The 17,094-nt window shown below is 72.4% G+C and carries 15 protein-coding genes; 8 read left to right on the top strand and 7 right to left on the bottom strand.

The genetic code is table 11. The features are described from left to right. Positions 1–5: 5 nt before the first annotated feature. Positions 6–2,582, bottom strand: coding sequence for an ATP-dependent Clp protease ATP-binding subunit (locus tag ACE4Q9_RS05890; protein ID WP_397983155.1), 2,577 nt, complete (start codon positions 2,580–2,582; stop codon positions 6–8). Between the two features lie 189 nt (positions 2,583–2,771). Further along, complete coding sequence (gene map / locus ACE4Q9_RS05885; protein ID WP_397983154.1) at positions 2,772–3,548, bottom strand: type I methionyl aminopeptidase; 777 nt, start codon at positions 3,546–3,548, stop codon at positions 2,772–2,774. A gap of 104 nt (positions 3,549–3,652) precedes the next feature. On the opposite strand from map, the gene ACE4Q9_RS05880 reads away from it, so the two are divergent. From ACE4Q9_RS05880 to ACE4Q9_RS05845, 8 genes are all read left to right on the top strand, one after another. Beyond that, positions 3,653–3,904: a helix-turn-helix domain-containing protein gene (locus ACE4Q9_RS05880; protein WP_397983153.1), complete on the top strand. Its 252-nt coding sequence runs from the start codon at positions 3,653–3,655 to the stop codon at positions 3,902–3,904. Positions 3,905–4,145: 241 nt separating this feature from the next. Further along, positions 4,146–4,988, top strand: a complete 843-nt coding sequence (locus ACE4Q9_RS05875; protein ID WP_397983152.1) for a nitrilase-related carbon-nitrogen hydrolase — start codon at positions 4,146–4,148, stop codon at positions 4,986–4,988. Next, positions 4,985–6,271, top strand: a complete 1,287-nt coding sequence (locus ACE4Q9_RS05870) for an aspartate aminotransferase family protein (RefSeq protein WP_397983151.1) — start codon at positions 4,985–4,987, stop codon at positions 6,269–6,271. The genes ACE4Q9_RS05875 and ACE4Q9_RS05870 overlap by 4 nt, the downstream gene beginning before the upstream one ends. A 56-nt stretch (positions 6,272–6,327) precedes the next feature. Further along, complete coding sequence (locus ACE4Q9_RS05865; protein ID WP_397983150.1) at positions 6,328–7,905, top strand: PucR family transcriptional regulator; 1,578 nt, start codon at positions 6,328–6,330, stop codon at positions 7,903–7,905. A gap of 155 nt (positions 7,906–8,060) precedes the next feature. Further along, positions 8,061–8,903, top strand: a complete 843-nt coding sequence (locus tag ACE4Q9_RS05860) for a nitrilase-related carbon-nitrogen hydrolase (RefSeq protein WP_397983149.1) — start codon at positions 8,061–8,063, stop codon at positions 8,901–8,903. A 28-nt stretch (positions 8,904–8,931) separates the two neighbouring features. Beyond that, entirely contained in the window at positions 8,932–10,335 is a 1,404-nt protein-coding gene (hydA, locus tag ACE4Q9_RS05855) for a dihydropyrimidinase (RefSeq protein ID WP_397983148.1), read from the top strand. An 11-nt stretch (positions 10,336–10,346) separates the two neighbouring features. Further along, positions 10,347–11,369, top strand: coding sequence for a TIGR03842 family LLM class F420-dependent oxidoreductase (locus ACE4Q9_RS05850; RefSeq protein ID WP_397983147.1), 1,023 nt, complete (start codon positions 10,347–10,349; stop codon positions 11,367–11,369). A 156-nt stretch (positions 11,370–11,525) separates the two neighbouring features. Next, the gene (locus tag ACE4Q9_RS05845) at positions 11,526–13,049 is read left to right on the top strand and encodes an NCS1 family nucleobase:cation symporter-1 (protein WP_397983146.1); all 1,524 of its coding nucleotides are present in this window, start codon (positions 11,526–11,528) and stop codon (positions 13,047–13,049) included. Positions 13,050–13,074: 25 nt separating this feature from the next. On the opposite strand, the gene ACE4Q9_RS05840 is transcribed toward ACE4Q9_RS05845, so the two are convergent. The 5 genes from ACE4Q9_RS05840 to ACE4Q9_RS05820 all read right to left on the bottom strand — a co-directional run bounded on the left by ACE4Q9_RS05840 (position 13,075) and on the right by ACE4Q9_RS05820 (position 16,981). After that, on the bottom strand, positions 13,075–13,764 hold the full coding sequence (locus ACE4Q9_RS05840; protein WP_397983145.1) for a hypothetical protein: 690 nt from the start codon (positions 13,762–13,764) through the stop codon (positions 13,075–13,077). Positions 13,765–14,324: 560 nt separating this feature from the next. Continuing rightward, positions 14,325–14,870: a hypothetical protein gene (locus ACE4Q9_RS05835; RefSeq protein WP_397983144.1), complete on the bottom strand. Its 546-nt coding sequence runs from the start codon at positions 14,868–14,870 to the stop codon at positions 14,325–14,327. After that, on the bottom strand, positions 14,848–16,137 hold the full coding sequence (locus tag ACE4Q9_RS05830) for a hypothetical protein (RefSeq protein WP_397983143.1): 1,290 nt from the start codon (positions 16,135–16,137) through the stop codon (positions 14,848–14,850). The genes ACE4Q9_RS05835 and ACE4Q9_RS05830 overlap by 23 nt, the downstream gene beginning before the upstream one ends. Beyond that, the gene (locus ACE4Q9_RS05825; RefSeq protein ID WP_397983142.1) at positions 16,137–16,442 is read right to left on the bottom strand and encodes a DUF6317 family protein; all 306 of its coding nucleotides are present in this window, start codon (positions 16,440–16,442) and stop codon (positions 16,137–16,139) included. Before ACE4Q9_RS05825 ends, ACE4Q9_RS05830 begins: the two co-directional genes overlap by 1 nt. Beyond that, positions 16,439–16,981 (bottom strand): SAV_915 family protein, encoded by a 543-nt coding sequence (locus ACE4Q9_RS05820; protein ID WP_397983141.1) that lies wholly within the window; start codon positions 16,979–16,981, stop codon positions 16,439–16,441. Before ACE4Q9_RS05820 ends, ACE4Q9_RS05825 begins: the two co-directional genes overlap by 4 nt. Positions 16,982–17,094 lie beyond the last annotated feature (113 nt).

Here is a 17,094-nt window from a genome sequence, read left to right as displayed (position 1 = left end):
GGCTCTCACGCCAACGGACCGGCGGGCGGGGCCTTTTGGGCCTCGGGGGTGGCTCCCGGCGTCCCGGCCGTCCGGAAGACCAGCCGCCCGTCCTCGACGTCCACCGTGACGTGGCCGCCCTCGGAGATCGTGCCGTCCAGCAGCAGCCGCGACAGCCGGTTGTCCACCTCGCGCTGGATGGTGCGGCGCAACGGCCGGGCGCCGTACTCCGGTTGGTAGCCGCGCTCGGCGATCCAGTCGACCGCCGCGTCCGTGAACTCCACCCCGACGCCCTGCCCGTCCAGCAGCCGCCGGGTGCTCTCCAGCAACAGGTCGGTGATCTGCCGCAGTTGCTCGCTGGTGAGCTGCCGGAAGACCACGATCTCGTCGATGCGGTTGAGGAACTCGGGCCGGAAGTGCTCGCGCAGCGGCCGCATGATCTGCTCGCGCCGCGCCTCCTCGTCGGCCTCCGCACCGCCCGGCCCGAAGCCGATCCCGGCGCCGCGCCGGGTGATGGCCTCGGAGCCGAGGTTGCTGGTCATCACGATGACCGTGTTGGTGAAGTCCACCGTGCGGCCCTGGGAGTCGGTGAGCCGGCCGTCGTCCAGCACCTGGAGCAGGATGTTGAAGACGTCCGGATGCGCCTTCTCCACCTCATCGAGCAGCAGCAGGGAGTACGGGTGCCGGCGCACCACCTCGGTGAGCTGTCCCGCCTCCTCGTGGCCGACGTAGCCGGGCGGGGCGCCGACCAGCCGGGAGACGGTGTGCCGCTCCTGGTACTCGCTCATGTCGAGGCGGACCATCCGGTCCTCGCTGCCGAACAGCGCCTCCGCGAGCGCGCGGGCCAGCTCCGTCTTGCCGACGCCGGTCGGGCCGAGGAAGAGGAAGCTGCCGATCGGGCGGGCGGGGCTGGCGAGCCCGGCACGCGAGCGCAGCACCGCCTCGGCGACCACCGCGACCGCCTCCTCCTGGCCGACGACCCGCTGGTGGAGGTGCTCCTCCAGACCGAGCAGCCGCTCCTTCTCCTCCTGGGTGAGCCGGCTGACCGGGATGCCGGTCTGCCGCGAGACCACCTCGGCGATGGACTCCGCGGTCACCTCCAGCTGCCCCTCGTCGGCCTGCCCGCCCCCGCTGACCTCGGTGATGCGCCCCTTCAGCTCGGCGATCCGGTCGCGCAGCTGCTTGGCCTGCTCGTAGTCCTCGTCGGCGACCGCCTGGTCCTTGTCCCGGACCAGCTGGTCCACCTCGCGCTCCATCGCGCGCACATCGGTGCCCTTGGTGCGCGCGCCGAGCCGGACGCGGGCGCCCGCCTGGTCGATCAGGTCGATCGCCTTGTCCGGCAGCCGCCGGTCGGTGAGATACCGGTCGGACAGCTCCACGGCGGCGACGAGCGCCTCGTCGGAGTAGCGGACCTGGTGGTGGGCCTCGTAGCGGTCGCGCAGCCCGCGCAGGATCTCGATGGTGTCCGGCACGGTCGGCTCGGGCACCAGGACCGGCTGGAAGCGCCGGGCCAGCGCCGCGTCCTTCTCGATCCGGCGGAACTCCTCCAGGGTGGTCGCGCCCACGATGTGCAGCTCGCCGCGGGCCAGCGCGGGCTTGAGGATGTTGCCCGCGTCCATCGCGCCGCCCTCGCCGCCGGAGCCCGCGCCGACGACGGTGTGCAGCTCGTCGATGAACACGATCAGCCGGTCGGAGTTGGCGCGGATCTCCTCCACGATGTTGTTCAGACGCTCCTCGAAGTCGCCCCGGTAGCGGGTGCCGGCCACCACCCCGGTCAGATCGAGGGCGACCACCCGCCGCCCGGCCAGCTGGTCCGGCACGTCGCCGTCGGCGATCCGCTGCGCGAGGCCCTCCACGATGGCCGTCTTGCCCACGCCCGCGTCGCCGATCAGCACCGGGTTGTTCTTGCCGCGCCGGGACAGCACCTCGATGGTCTGTTCGATCTCGGTGTCCCGGCCGATCACCGGGTCGACCCGGCCCTCGCGGGCCAGATCGGTCAGATCGCGGCCGTACTTGTCCAGCGTGGGCGTGCCGGTGGCCCGCTGCCGCTCCACACGGACCTGGCCGGTGCTCTCGGGCGGATCCGGCGGCAGCCCGCTCGCCGGGAAGCGGGCCGCGTGCAGGATGTGCCCCGCGGCCGAGTCCGGGTTCGCGGCCAGCGCGCTGAGCACATGCTCCGGGCCGATGTACCCCGCGCCGCTGGAGCGGGCCATGTCGTGCGCGTCCAGCAGGGCCCGCTTCACCGCGGGGGTCAGGGACAGCGAGGTCGGCGGCGGCACCTCGCCCGGCGGGTGCTGCACCGGGCCGGCCCGGTCGTCGATCTCCGTGGCGAGCGAGTCCGGATCGGCCCCGGCCCGGCTCAGCAGGCTCCGCGTGGGCTCCGTGGAGACGGCCGCGCGCAGCAGATGCTGGGTGTCCAGGTCCCGGCTGCCGTGCTCGGCCGCGTACTGCGCCGCCCCTTTGACCAGCTCCCGCGCCGGCTGGCTGAGCAGCCGGCCGATGTCGATGTGCCGCGGGCCGGGCGCGCTGCCGCCCCCGGCGGCCCCGCTGAAGAAGCGGGCGAGGAATTCGCCGAAGGGGTCAGGAGGGTAGCCGTTGGTCATGGCGATGCGTTCCTTCGCTGACGGTGGCTCCGCCGGGTAACCGGGGTGGGGCTGCTCATGCCCACGATGGCATGAAGTGTGGGGGCGGGCATGTCCGCCCAAGTGAGGGTGGTACGGCGGCGTGCGGGTCCGTCCTGGTCGATCGCGCCCGCGCGGCGGAGCCGCACATGGAACACGGCCCCGCGCCCCTCAGGCCGGGACGCGTGCCGTCAGGATGCGCGGGCCGTTCTCCGTGATCGCCACCGTGTGTTCCGCGTGCGCCGCGCGGGAGCCGTCCGTCGTGCGCAGGGTCCAGCCGTCGGGGGCGGCGTAGTAGTCGTCACGGCCGCCCCCGATCAGCATCGGCTCGATCGCCAGGACCAGGCCGGGGCGCAGGAGCAGCCCGCGGCCGGGGCGGCCCTCGTTGGGCACGCCGGGGTCCTCGTGCATACGGCGGCCGATGCCATGGCCGCCGAAGTCCTGCGGGACGCCGTAGCCCGCCGTACGGCAGACCCGGCCGACGGCGTGCGCGATGTCGCCGATGCGGTTGCCGGCGACGGCCGCCGCGATGCCGGCCGCCAGCGCCCGCTCGGCGGTCTCCACCAGCCGTACGTCCTCGGGCCGCGGGCGGCCCACCACGAAGCTGATCGCCGAGTCGCCGGCCCAGCCGTCCAGCAGGGCCCCGCAGTCGATGGAGACCAGGTCGCCGTCGCGCAGCCGGTACCCGGTGGGGATGCCGTGCACGATCGCGTCGTTGACCGAGGCGCAGATCACCGCGGGGAAGGGCGTCGGGGCGAAGGAGGGCCGGTACCCGAGGAAGGGCGAGGTGGCCCCCGCCGCCCGCAGCACCTCCCGCGCCACCTCGTCGAGCTCCAGCAGCGAGACCCCCACGTCCGCGGCCTTGTGTACGGCACTCAGGGCCTGCCCGACGACCTGGCCCGCGGCATGCATCGCGTCGATGGACGCGTCTGTCTTCAGTTCCACCATGCCAATTACTATACCGGTATTTGAATTGGGTCGCGTATGGGTGGGTGCCGGCCGGCCGGGCGGGCGGTATGGGAATGGGACAGGGCGGCGGGCACAATGGACGCATGGTGCGCACCCCCCTCACCCCCGAAGAACACGAACGCGGCGAGCGGCTCGGGCGGCTGCTGCGCGAGGCGCGCGGTGACCGCAGCATGGTCGAGGTCGCCGCCGCGGCGGGCATCTCGGCCGAGACCCTCCGCAAGATCGAAACCGGCCGCGCCCCGACCCCGGCCTTCTTCACGGTGGCCGCGCTGGCGAGATCCCTCGGCCTGTCGATGGACGAGCTGGCGGTGCACTGCACGCTGCTGGCCGCCTGAGCGCCCCCGAAGGGCGCGGCGCTCTGCCGTCCGGGGCTCCGCCGCGCGGGCCCGACCAGCCACGACGCACCCGCGGACCCCCACGGCGCCCAGGCTCGGAACCCCGGCTCACCCACCGGAGTGCGAATCGGCGGCATCGTGGCGATGGTCTTGGCAAGCCGCCCCACGGGGCTTACCTTCGTGGCCTCTGCGGTCCGTCTACGGGCGTAGAGGCTCTGACGTCATGTCGAAGGAGCGGCTCATGGCCGACGTCGTCCGCGCCGCACTGGTCCAGGCCACCTGGACCGGCGACACCGAGTCCATGGTGGCGAAACACGAGGCGCACGCCCGCGAGGCGGCCCGGCAGGGGGCGCGGATCATCGGGTTCCAGGAGGTGTTCAACGCCCCCTACTTCTGCCAGGTCCAGGACCGGGAGCACTTCCGGTGGGCCGAGCCCGTGCCCGACGGGCCGACCGTGCGGCGGATGCGGGACCTCGCGCGGGAGACCGGGATGGTGATCGTCGCACCGGTCTTCGAGGTCGAGCGGTCCGGGTTCTACTACAACACCGCCGCCGTGATCGACGCCGACGGCAGCTACCTCGGCACCTACCGCAAGCACCACATCCCCCAGGTCGAGGGCTTCTGGGAGAAGTACTACTTCCGCCCCGGCAACCGCGGCTGGCCCGTCTTCGACACCGCCGTCGGCAAGGTCGGCGTCGCCATCTGCTACGACCGCCACTTCCCGGAGGGCTGGCGGGCGCTCGGCCTCCAGGGCGCCGAGATCGTCTTCAACCCCTCCGCCACCCACCGGGGTCTGTCCGCCCACCTCTGGCAGCTGGAGCAGCCCGCGGCGGCCGTCGCCAACGAGTACTTCGTCGCCGCCATCAACCGGGTGGGACAGGAGGAGTACGGGGACAACGACTTCTACGGGACGTCGTACTTCGTGGACCCCCGCGGCCGCTTCGTCGGCGGCACGGCGGGCGACAAGGACGAGGAACTCCTCGTCCGTGACCTGGACTTCGCACTCATCGACGAGGTACGGCAGCAGTGGGCCTTCTACCGCGACCGCCGTCCCGACGCCTACGAAGGGCTGGTGCAGCCGTGAGCGACCTCTACTCCCGCCACCGCAGGGTGATGCCCGACTGGCTCGCCCTCTACTACGACGACCCGATCGAGATCACCCACGGCGAGGGCCGGTACGTCTGGGACTCCGACGGCAACCGCTACCTGGACTTCTTCGGCGGCATCCTCACCACCATGACCGCGCACGCGCTGCCCGAGGTCACCAAGGCGGTCAGCGAGCAGGCCGGGCGCATCCTGCACTCCTCGACCCTCTACCTCAACCGCCCGATGGTCGAACTCGCCGAGCGCATCGCCCAGGTGAGCGGCATCCCCGACGCCCGCGTCTTCTTCACCACCTCCGGCACCGAGGCCAACGACACCGCCCTGCTGCTCGCCACCACCTACCGCCACAGCAACACCGTCCTGGCCATGCGCAACAGCTACCACGGCCGCTCCTTCTCCACCGTCGGCATCACCGGCAACCGCACCTGGTCCCCGACCTCCCTGTCCCCGCTCCAGACCCTGTACGTGCACGGCGGCGTGCGCACCCGGGGCCCCTTCGCGCACCTGGACGACCGGGCCTTCATCGACGCCTGCGTCGCCGACCTCAAGGACGTCCTCGGCCACACCCGGCCCCCGGCCGCGCTGATCGCCGAACCCATCCAGGGCGTCGGCGGGTTCACCTCGCCGCCCGACGGTCTCTATGCCCACTTCCGCGAACTGCTCGCCGAACGCGGCACGTTGTGGATCTCCGACGAGGTGCAGACCGGCTGGGGCCGCACCGGCGACCACTTCTGGGGCTGGGGGGCACACGCCGCGAGCGGCCCCCCGGACATCGTCACCTTCGCCAAGGGCATCGGCAACGGCGCCTCCATCGGCGGGGTCATCGCCCGCGCCGAGCTCATGAACTGCCTGGACGCCAACAGCATTTCCACCTTCGGCGGCACCCAGCTCACCATGGCCGCCGGGCTCGCCAACCTCGCCTACCTCCTCGACCACGACCTCCAGGGCAACGCCCGCCGGGTCGGCGGCCTGCTCATCGAGCGGCTGCGGGCCGTCGCCGCCCAGCTGCCCGGTGTGCGCGAGGTGCGCGGACGCGGACTGATGATCGGCGTCGAGCTGGTGAAGCCGGGCACCGACGAGGCCGATCCGCAGGCGGCCGCCGCCGTCCTGGAGGCGGCCCGCGCCGGGGGCCTGCTCATCGGCAAGGGCGGCGGCCACGACACCAGTGCCCTGCGCATCGCCCCGCCGCTGTCGCTGACCGTCGCGGAGGCCGAGGAGGGCGCCGCCGTCCTGGAAGCCGCGCTCAGGAGCGCGTACGCGTAACGAACGCGTAGTACACCAAGGGGACACCTGGCACTGCCGAGCAAGGGGATACGGCCATGACCACCACCTCCGCCTCCCGTCCCGCCGCCCCGCCGGAACCCGCCCTGTCCGTGCGCCAGGTGCTGACGCTGGAGCGGGTGCTCGCCGGGGAGCCCGAGGTGGTGGCCGGCGCCGGCGGCCTCGACCGGCCGGTGCGCTGGGTGCACGTCGCCGAGGCCGCCGACGTGGGCGTGATGCTCACCGGCGGCGAGATGGTGCTCACCACCGGTGTGCTCCTCGCCGGCGACGAGATTCGGCAGGCCGAGTACATCCGCTCCCTGCACCGGGCCGAGGCCGCCGCCGTGGTCCTCGGCCTCGGGCGGGCCTTCCCCGCCCCGCCCGAGGTGATGCGCCGCGCCGCCGAACGCTGCGGCCTGCCCCTGGTCGTACTGCACCGGCCGTTCCCCTTCGCCGAGTTGACGGAGGAAGTGCAGTCCCGGCTGGTGCGGCGCAAGTTCGCGGCCGTCAGCCTGTCCGAGGCGGTACGCACCGACCTCACCGCGCTGATCACCTCCGGCGCCCCGCTCCAGCGGCTGCTCGACGAGGTCGCCCGGCACAGCGCCTGCCCCGTCGTCCTCACCAACCTCGCCCACCGCGTCCTCGCCACGGCGGGGGAGCGTTCCGCCGTGGACGACGTGCTGCGCGACTGGGAGCGGGTCGCCCGGCAGGCCGGCGGCGGCGCCCTGGACGCCTGGATCAGCGCCGAGCTCGGCGGGCGCGGCGAGCGCTGGGGCCGGCTGCTGCTGTGCGGCTACCGGGGCGAGACGGCCACCGGACGGCTGCTCGCCGACCGCGCCGCCGAGGCCCTGGTCCTGCACCGCATGCTCTCCGGCTCCGCGCCGAGCTGGGAGGAGCAGTCCGCGCAGAGCCTGCTGACCGACCTCGTCTCCGGTGTCGTACCGGCCCGCCAACTGCTGCCCCGCGCCCGCGCCGCCGGGCTGCCGGTCAACCTGCGCACCTTCGTGCCGCTCGTCGTCCCGGACGCCGAACCCGCCGTGCTGGACCGGCTGTTGCGGGTGCTGGGCCTGTCCGGGATCGCCGCCGAACTGGCCGACGGGGTGAGTGCCGTGCTGCTCAGCCTCCCGCGTGACCGGCCCGCCGACGCCCTCACCGCGCTGTTCGCGGCCCGGCTGCGCGAGGGCAGCGGGCGGCCGGACGCCGTGGTCGCCGCCGCCGACCCGCGCACCGGCTGGGACGAGGTGCCCGCCGGGCTGCGCGAGGCCCGCCATGTCGCCGAGGCCGTCGCCGGCTCCGCCGCCGCCCTCGGCCTGCCCGCCGTCGTCCGCCTCAAGGACGTCCATCTGCGCGGTCTCGTACGGCTGTTGCGCGAGGACCCGCATGTGCAGGCCTTCGCGGAACGGGAGCTGGACGGGCTGCTGCGGCAGGCCGAACCCGAACTGCTGGGCGTGCTGCGCACCTACCTCGCCACCGGCCGCAACAAGTCCCGCACCGCCCGCCTCCACCATGTCTCGCGGCCCGCGCTCTACCGCCGCCTGGAGGTCATACAGGGCCGGCTCGGCGTCGACCTGGACGACTTCGAACAGGCCGCCTCCGTGCACATCGCGCTGCTCGCGCATGACGCGCAACATCGCTGAAACCCGTGACCACCTGGGGAAACGGCGGGGAAACGTGGTCCAGCGCAGACATGACACGGTGGCACGCGAAGCGGCCGGGGACGTGACACGCTGCCCGTCGAAGCCGGCCCGCCCGCTTCCTAGGCTCACCGCACACCCAGCTACCGGAGGTCCCGATGAGCCGAGTGATCCGTGCCGCCCTGTTCCAGACCGCCTGGACCGGCGACAAGGAATCCATGATCCAGGCGCATGAGCAGGCGGTCCGCGACGCGGCCGCACAGGGCGCCCAGGTCCTGTGCTTCCAAGAGCTGTTCTACGGCCCCTACTTCTGCCAGGTGCAGGACGCGGCGTTCTACGACTACGCCGAGCGCATCCCCGAGGGTCCCACCGTCCAGCGCTTCCAGTCCCTCGCCCGCGCCCTCGGCATCGTGCTGGTCCTGCCGATGTACGAGGAGGAGCAGCCGGGCGTCCTCTACAACACCGCCGCCGTGATCGACGCGGACGGCAGCTACCTCGGCAAGTACCGCAAGACGCACATCCCCCAAGTGCGGGGCTTCTGGGAGAAGTTCTACTTCCGCCCCGGCAACAGCGGCTGGCCCGTCTTCGACACCGCAGTCGGCCGGATCGGCGTCTACATCTGCTACGACCGCCACTTCCCGGAGGGCTGGCGGGCGCTCGGCCTCCAGGGCGCCGAGATCGTCTTCAACCCCTCGGCCACCTCCCGCGGTCTGTCCAGGTACCTGTGGCAGCTGGAGCAGCCGGCCGCGGCCGTCGCCAACGAGTACTTCGTCGGCGCGATCAACCGGGTCGGCGTGGAGGACCTGGGCGACAACGACTTCTACGGCACGACGTACTTCGTGGACCCCGAGGCCCAGTACGTCGGCGAGATCGCCAGTGACAAGGAGCCCGAACTGGTCGTCCGCGACCTGGACATGGCCAAGCTCCGCGAGGTCCGCGACCGCTGGCAGTTCTACCGGGACCGGGCGCCGGGCGCGTACGGCCCCCTGACGGCGCCCTGACCGAAGCCGAGTGATCCGAGGGAGCAGCATGAGCAGCCGTACCGTCATCCGGGGTGGTCTCGTCATCACCGCGTCCGACGAGATCCACGCCGACGTCCTGATCGAGGACGGCCGCATCGCCGCCCTCGCCGCCTCCCATACGCCCGCCGCCGAGACCTTCACCGCCGACCGGGTCATCGACGCCACCGGGAAATACGTCATCCCCGGCGGCGTCGACGGCCACACCCACATGGAGATGCCCTTCGGCGGCACCTACGCCTCCGACACCTTCGAGACCGGCACCCGCGCCGCCGCCTGGGGCGGTACGACCACCATCGTGGACTTCGCCATCCAGAGCGTCGGGCACACCCTGCGCGAGGGCCTGGACGCCTGGCACCAGAAGGCGGAGGGCAACTGCGCGATCGACTACGCCTTCCACATGATCGTCTCCGATGTGCACGAGGAGACGCTCAAGGAGATGGACCTGCTCGTCGAGGAGGGCGTGACCTCCTTCAAGCAGTTCATGGCCTACCCCGGCGTGTTCTACTCCGACGACGGCCAGATCCTGCGCGCCATGCAGCGCGCCGCGGGCAACGGCGGACTGATCATGATGCACGCCGAGAACGGCATCGCCATCGACGTCCTGGTCGAACAGGCCCTCGCCCGCGGCGAGACCGACCCCCGCTACCACGGCGAGGTCCGCAAGGCCCTGCTGGAGGCCGAGGCCACCCACCGCGCCATCCGGCTCGCCCAGGTGGCGGGCGCCCCGCTGTACGTCGTGCACGTCTCGGCCGCCGAGGCGCTCGCCGAGCTGACGCGGGCCCGCGACGACGGGCTGAACGTGTTCGGCGAGACCTGCCCGCAGTACCTGTTCCTGTCCACCGACAACCTCGCCGAGCCGGACTTCGAGGGCGCCAAGTACGTGTGCTCGACGCCGCTGCGGCCCAGGGAGCACCAGGCGGCGCTCTGGCGGGGCCTGCGCACCAACGACCTCCAGGTGGTCTCCACCGACCACTGCCCGTTCTGCTTCAGCGGCCAGAAGGAGCTGGGCCGCGGCGACTTCTCCAAGATCCCCAACGGGATGCCGGGCGTGGAGAACCGCATGGACCTCCTGCACCAGGCCGTGGTCGACGGGCACATCTCCCGCCGCCGCTGGATCGAGATCGCCTGCGCCACCCCGGCGCGGATGTTCGGCCTGTACCCGAAGAAGGGCACCATCGCGCCCGGTGCCGACGCCGACGTGGTGATCTACGACCCGGACGCCTCGCAGGTGATCTCCGCCGAGACGCACCACATGAACGTCGACTACTCGGCGTACGAGGGCAGGCGGATCACCGGCCGGGTGGAGACGGTCCTCTCGCGCGGCGAGACCGTCATCGACCGGCGGGAGTACACCGGGCACGCCGGACACGGCGTCTACACCCCGCGCTCCACCTGTCAGTACCTCAACTAGGAGCAGCGCCCATGGACTTCGGACTCGTCCTCCAGACCGACCCGCCGGCCTCCCGCGTCATCGGCCTCATGCAGCGGGCCGAGCGCAACGGCTTCAGCCACGGCTGGACCTTCGACTCCGCCGTGCTGTGGCAGGAGCCGTTCGTCATCTACAGCCAGATCCTCGCCCAGACAGAGCGGCTGACGGTCGGGCCGATGGTCACCAACCCCTCCACCCGCACCCCGGAGGTCACCGCCTCCACCTTCGCCACCCTCAACGACATGTTCGGCAACCGCACCGTGTGCGGCATCGGCCGCGGCGACTCCGCGATGCGCGTCGCGGGCCGCAAGCCCAACACCCTCGCCCGGATAAGCGAGGCCATCAAGGTGATCCGCGCCCTCGGCCGGGGCGACGGCGCCGACCTCGGCGGCGGCACGGTCGTCAGGTTCCCCTGGGTCGGGCCGGGCGCCCACCTGCCCGTCTGGATGGCCGCGTACGGCCCCAGGGCGCTGAAGATGACCGGCGAGGAGGCCGACGGCTTCATCCTCCAGCTGGCCGACCTCTACCTCACCGAGTACATGGTGAAGGCCGTCAAGGACGCGGCGAAGGCGGCCGGGCGCGACCCCGCCGAGGTCAGCATCTGCGTGGCGGCACCGGCGTACGTCACCGCCGACGACTCGCCGGAAGCCCTCGCCCACGCCCGCGACCAGTGCCGCTGGTTCGGCGGCATGGTCGGCAACCACGTGGCCGACCTGGTCTCCAAGTACGGCGAACACTCCGCGCAGGTCCCGGCGGAACTCACCGCGTACATCAAGGCCCGGCAGGGCTACGACTACGCCCACCACGGACGCAGCGGCAACCCCGACACCGAGTTCGTGCCGGACGAGATCGTGGACCGCTTCTGTCTCATCGGCCCGCCCGAGCGGCACATCGAGAAGCTGACCGCCCTGCGCGCCCTGGGCGTCGACCAGTTCGCGCTCTACGACATGCACGACGCGCAGGAGGTCACCATCGACGCCTACGGCACACAGGTGATCCCGGCCGTCAACTCCTAGCCGCACCAGCCCTGTTCGTTCCTCTTCCTCCCGGTTCCGCCGGGGGTCCGCCCCAACCCCCCACCCCTGGTCGTCCCTCCCCGCCTCCCCGCGGGGAGGGACTGGTGCCCGCAAGGGCTTGTGCCGACCCGCCTCGTTCCCGATTGGGGCCCGCCCATGACCGACACCGCTCCCGGCCACATACCACCACCCACCCAAGTCACCCTGGCCGACGGCCGGGTGGAGATCGCCCCCGGCGCGCCACGACCCAGCGGCCGCTACGCCAACGAGGACCTGCTCCCGGTCCCGGCCGGCAGGCGCACATGGACGACGTACAACTTCTCCGCGCTGTGGGTCGGCATGGCCCACAACACCGCCTCCTGGACGCTGGCCTCCGGTCTGATCGCCGTCGGCATGGACTGGAAGCAGGCGGTGTTCACCATCGCCGTCGCCAACCTGGTCGTGCTGGTGCCGATGCTGCTGACCGGGCACGCCGGACCGAAGTACGGCATCCCCTTCCCGGTCTTCGCCCGCGCCTCCTTCGGGGTGCGCGGCGCCAACCTCCCCGCCGTCGTACGGGCGTTGGTGGCCTGCGGCTGGTTCGGCATCCAGACCTGGATCGGCGGCGAGGCCATCTACTTCCTCGCCGGGAAACTGATCGGCGACAGCTGGGCGAACGCGGCGCACCTCGGCGGCTACGCCTGGACCATGTGGCTGTCGTTCGCCCTCTTCTGGGTGCTCCAAGTGGCCATCATCTACCGGGGGATGGAGACCATCCGCCGCTTCGAGAACTGGGCCGCGCCGTTCGTGCTGGTCGGCGCGTTCGTGATGCTGTGGTGGATGGCGTCCAGGGCGGGCGGGGTCGGTCCGCTGTTCGACCAGCCGTCCACGCTCGGCTGGGGCGGCCGGTTCTGGAAGCTGTTCTGGCCGTCCCTCATGGGCATGATCGGCTTCTGGTCCACGCTCTCGCTGAACATCCCGGACTTCACCCGCTACGGCCGCAGCCAGCAGGCCCAGACGCGGGGCCAGGCGCTCGGCCTGCCCACCACGATGACGCTGTTCGCCTTCCTGTCCGTGCTGGTCACCTCCGGCTCGCAGGCGGTCTACGGCAAGCCCGTCTGGGACCCGGTGCAGCTGGCCGCGAAGACCGACAACGTGGTCGGTCTGCTCTACGCCCTGGTCACCGTCCTGGTGGCGACTCTCTCGGTGAACATCGCCGCCAACCTGGTCTCCCCGGCCTTCGACTTCTCCAACGTGGCGCCCAGCAAGGTGAGTTTCCGCGCGGGCGCGCTGATCACCGCCGTCCTCGCGGTGCTGATCTTCCCGTGGAAGCTGTACTCCGACCCGCAGGGCTACATCTTCACCTGGCTCGGCCTGGTCGGCGGGCTGCTCGGCACCGTCGCGGGCATCCTCGTCGCCGACTACTGGATCGTGCGCCGCACCCGGCTGGACCTCGCCGACCTCTACCGCACCGGTGGCCGGTACTGGTACGCGGGCGGCTGGAACTGGCGGGCGGTCCTCGCCTTCCTCGTCGGCGGCGTCCTCGCGATCGGCGGCGCCAGCCTCAAACCGCTGTACGACGGCCGTCCGATCCCGGCCCTCGCCCCGCTCGCGGACTACGGCTGGGCGGTCGGCCTCGGCACCGCGCTCGTCCTCTACCTGGCGCTGACCCTGCCCACCGGTCGGAGGGCGCCCGCCTGAACGTGGGGTGGAGGCGCGGGGGCGGTCAGCCGGACCCGGACCCGGACTGCCCGCCCCCGAGCGCCCCGACCGCCGCGCGCGCCACCTTGATGGCGCCCTTGTTGATCTCGTCCGTCCCCGGCGCCTTCCTGGTGTCGAAGTCGCTGCCGCTGTACGTCACCACCACCAGGGCGTTGGAGACGCGCACCACCACCACGCCCTCGCGGGTCTGCTGCTTGTCCTCGGTGGAGAGGCTGACCGCCGAGTACGCGCTGTCCCCGAGCCCCGGCACGCTGCCGCCGCCGCCCTTCTTGTCCACCTGCTGCCGGTACTCCTGCTCGGCCTCCTGCACGGAGTCGCCGATCTCGTAGGAGACGTCGAGCCAGTGGTAGTCGTAGCCGTGCAGGGCGTTCCAGGAACAGGTGCGGCGCAGCGTCGGGTCGGTCGAGGGGATCTCCTTGCCGGCCGGCTTCGCGCCGGGCACCAGGTCGGCGACGGTCGAGGCGGGCACGGCGGAGCAGGGCGAGGAGGCGGTGGTGTACGCCTTCGCGGTCGCGGCCGGGGCGGAGGGCGCGGCGGACGACGAGGGTTCGGGCGCGCTCGCCGCGGGCCGGTGCCCGGTGGCGGACGCCTGGGGGGTGGCGGGAGCCGAGGACAGCGCCCACCCGGCGCAGGCGAGGACCGCGACCGGGGTCAGCCGAGCGGTGAGGGCGAGCGGCAGAGGCAGAGAACGCACGGCGCACATCTCGTTGAGGGGGTACGGAAGAGGCCCGCGGGAGGGGCGGGGAGGACAGTGTCACACGACTGCCTGTGCGGCAAAAGCGCGAACTCGTACGGTGCCCGCCCGGTCACCGGTGGGCGCTCACGACGTACCGATCCGCCCGTTTCGCGCCTCCAGCCGACGGCGGGCGCCGACTTCGGCGGGGTACTCGCGGACGGTGACGACGGCCAGGAGCCAGCCGGCGCACCAGGCCGCCGGCACCGGCAGGACGGGGGCGGCGAGGAGAAGGAGCCCGCGTCCCAGGGCGACCAGGCCCGGAACCCCGCCGCTGCCTGACCCAGCCCCACACCAGGGCCGCGCAGGACGCCACCGCCTGCGTCACGTCCCAGCACCGGCGCACGGCCACCGGCAGCCAGGTGCGCGGGGCGCCCGCGTACAGCCGGAGCGCGATGAAGCAGAAGAACGCCAGGACGAGGAGCAGGAAAAGGGTGTTGACGGTACGGCGCAGCCAGTAGCGCGGACCGCGCCGGTACCAGGTGGTGCCGAGCCCCGGCAGCCGGGGACCGGGACCGCGCTCACCGCGTCGCGGCGCGCCTGCTCTGGGCCTCCATCCAGCGGCGGGCGCCGACCTCGCTCGGGTATTCGCGCACGGTGGTCCAGGCGAGCAGCCAGCCGGCGACGTAGGCGGCGAACACCGGCAGGACGGGCGCGGCGAGGATGACGAGGCCGCGGCCCAGCGCGATCCGGCCCGGAACCCGCCTGTCGTGGTCGCGTTTGGCCGCCGCGGTCTCGCCCGGGGAGGGCGGATCGAGCAGCGCCGCGCGGTGGCCCCGGCGCTGTGTCACCCAGCCCCAGACCACGGCCACACACGCGCCGGCCGCCTGCGCCCAGTTCACCGCCGTCCGGACGCCCGGCGACCACTCGCTGGTGAACCCGTCGTACAGACTCAGCGCGAAGAAGCCGAACATGGCCAGGACCAGGAGGATGAAGACCGTCGTACGGGCGCGGCACAGCCAGTACCGCGGGCCGCGCCGGTACCAGGTGCGGCCCAGCTTCGGCAGGGCGGGGACGGGTACGGACGACTCGGACGCGGGGGCCTCAGAAGATGCTTTTGACGCCATGCCAGATGTCCTTTCCCATGCGCCCGACATCCTTGCCGGTGTCACTGAGCACGTGACCGGTGCCCACCGCCACGCCGCCGATCACGCCGTGGTCGTGGATGTCCTCGCTCCAGTGCTCGTGCAGCGAGTGGTCGATGACACCGGTCGCGAGAATCGTCGCACCCACCCCGACCGCGGCCACGGCGGCGGCCGGCGCCTCGGCCGGCAGCAGGGCACCCGCCACCACCGCTCCGGCGACCAGACCGCCGACGTTGGCGCCCTCGTCGGTCGCGACGGAACGCTGCCAGGACCAGCCCGCGTCGTGGTCGTTGGTGGCTTCCAGGAGCCCGCAGGTGCCGGCCGCGGCGATGTCCAGGACGGGGAGTTCCCGCAGGACATCCGGCACCGCTTCCAGCCCCTTGCCGAGCCGCACGGCGTCCGCGACGTCCGCGAGCTTGACGTTCAGCGCGCGGTCGTACGGGAGTTTCGTGCTGCCGTGGTCGGCGCGCGCGATGTCGTCCTCCAGCGCGTCCACCTTGGTGACCGCGTCGCGGTAGGCGCTCTTGGCGGGCAGGTCCTTGGGCAGTGCCTTGCCGGCCTTCTGGTAGGCCTTGCGCTCGGCGCGCAGTTCCTTCTTGGCGTCCTGCGCCGCCTGCCGGGCGTCGTCGAGCTTCTCGCGCGCCTTCTTGCCGCCGACCCGCGCGTCCTCGGCGTCGTACGCGTACAGCCCGCGCAGGGCGTCGTACAGCGTGACCTTGTCCCCGGTGGACACGGAGGAGTCCTTCGCGGTCACCTTGGCGTACAGGTCCTGGAGTTGCTTCGCCGCCACCAGCCGCGCGTGCTGCGCGGTGTGCAGGATGCCGTCGCGCACCTTCGCGTACTCGTTCATCGCGGAGACGGCCTTCTGGTCGTCGGCGCTCGGCGGGTTCGACGTCATCATCGGCAGCGGCGCGCCCTTGGCGTCCGTGGACACGCCCTTGCCGGCCGCGACGTGCTCCGCGTTCTGAAGGGACGTCTCGCACGTGGAGAGGGCGTGGGCGAGGGTTTCGACGATCTCGCCCGCCGCTGCCACCAGTTCGGCGAAGCCGCCGGCCGTGACCGCGTCCTCGCTCCACATGGAACGGAACTTCTCGGCGGCCTCGCCCTTCCAACTGGCGTCGCTCGCCAGCTGGTCGACGGCCTTGCCGAGCGGCTTGACGACGCCGTCGAGCTTCTCCTTGGCGCCCTTGTACGTGGCGGCCATCGTGTGCAGGCCACCGATGTCGCCGCCCACCCAGCTGTCGGCCATCAGGACCACTCCTCGGGGGTGAGGTCGGCGAAGACACCGTGGACGTCCACGTCGTGCCGGTGGAAGGAGTCGCGTGCGTAGGCGGCCTTGTCGCCGTGGTCGTCCATGCGGTCGGCGAGCCCGGTGTGCAGGGCGATCAGCAGGTCCGCGACCTCCTTGAGCGTGGAGTCCAGTCCCGGATCGCCGCCGCTGACGACGGGCGGGGACACGTCCGGGGCGAGCTTGCGGTAGTCGCCGGCCTGGTCGTGGAAGGTCTTGGCCAGCGCGGTGAGGTCCGCGTAGATGACCTTGAAGTCGGCCGTCACCGGCGTACCTCCTGGGCGAACGCGGCCAGGTCCTCGGGCCGCCAGTGGGGTTCCGCGGGTCCGGTCCGCGGGTCGAGCAGGACGGTGACGCCCCGCTCCGCCATGCCCTCGGCCAGCGGCCCGAGCGAACTCGCCACCCATGGCTGGGCGTCGCCGAGGGACGCGGCCAGCTTCGACGGCGAGGTGAAGGCGAAGGCGACCGTGCCGTGCGCGGGGTGCTCGAACAGCTCGAAGCAGACGAAGGGCAGCCGCGCCGGGCGGCCGCTCCGGCCGGTGCCCACCACGGAGCGCGGATGCGCCGGGACGCACACCGGGGTGTCGTACGGCGGCACACCGGGCCGGGGACCCGGCCGGCCGTCCGCGGGCGCACGCGGGGCAGGGGTGGCCCCGGCGATCTCCAGCAGGCGGGAGGGGCGCGGTCGCGGTTCCGGTGCGGTGTGCGGGTCCGGTTCCGATTCCGGATCCGGCTCCAGGAAATCGAGCAGGCGTGAACGTATCGGCGCCGCCACCGCCGTCACCTCTTCCCCGTGGTCGTGCATGGCCGATTCAGGCCCGATTACGGTAGCCAGCGGGCGGCGGGGCAAATCCGGCTATGTCACAGCCGGTGACCTGGACGTGCACGGAACTCATACAGGGGCTTGGGCCGGGCATG

It is taken from the genome of Streptomyces sp. AM6-12 (assembly GCF_044327085.1).
In the GTDB taxonomy this organism is placed as follows: domain Bacteria; phylum Actinomycetota; class Actinomycetes; order Streptomycetales; family Streptomycetaceae; genus Streptomyces.
The sequence above is the reverse complement of the archived record's forward strand: the minus strand, read 5'-3'. Positions and strand labels throughout refer to the sequence as shown.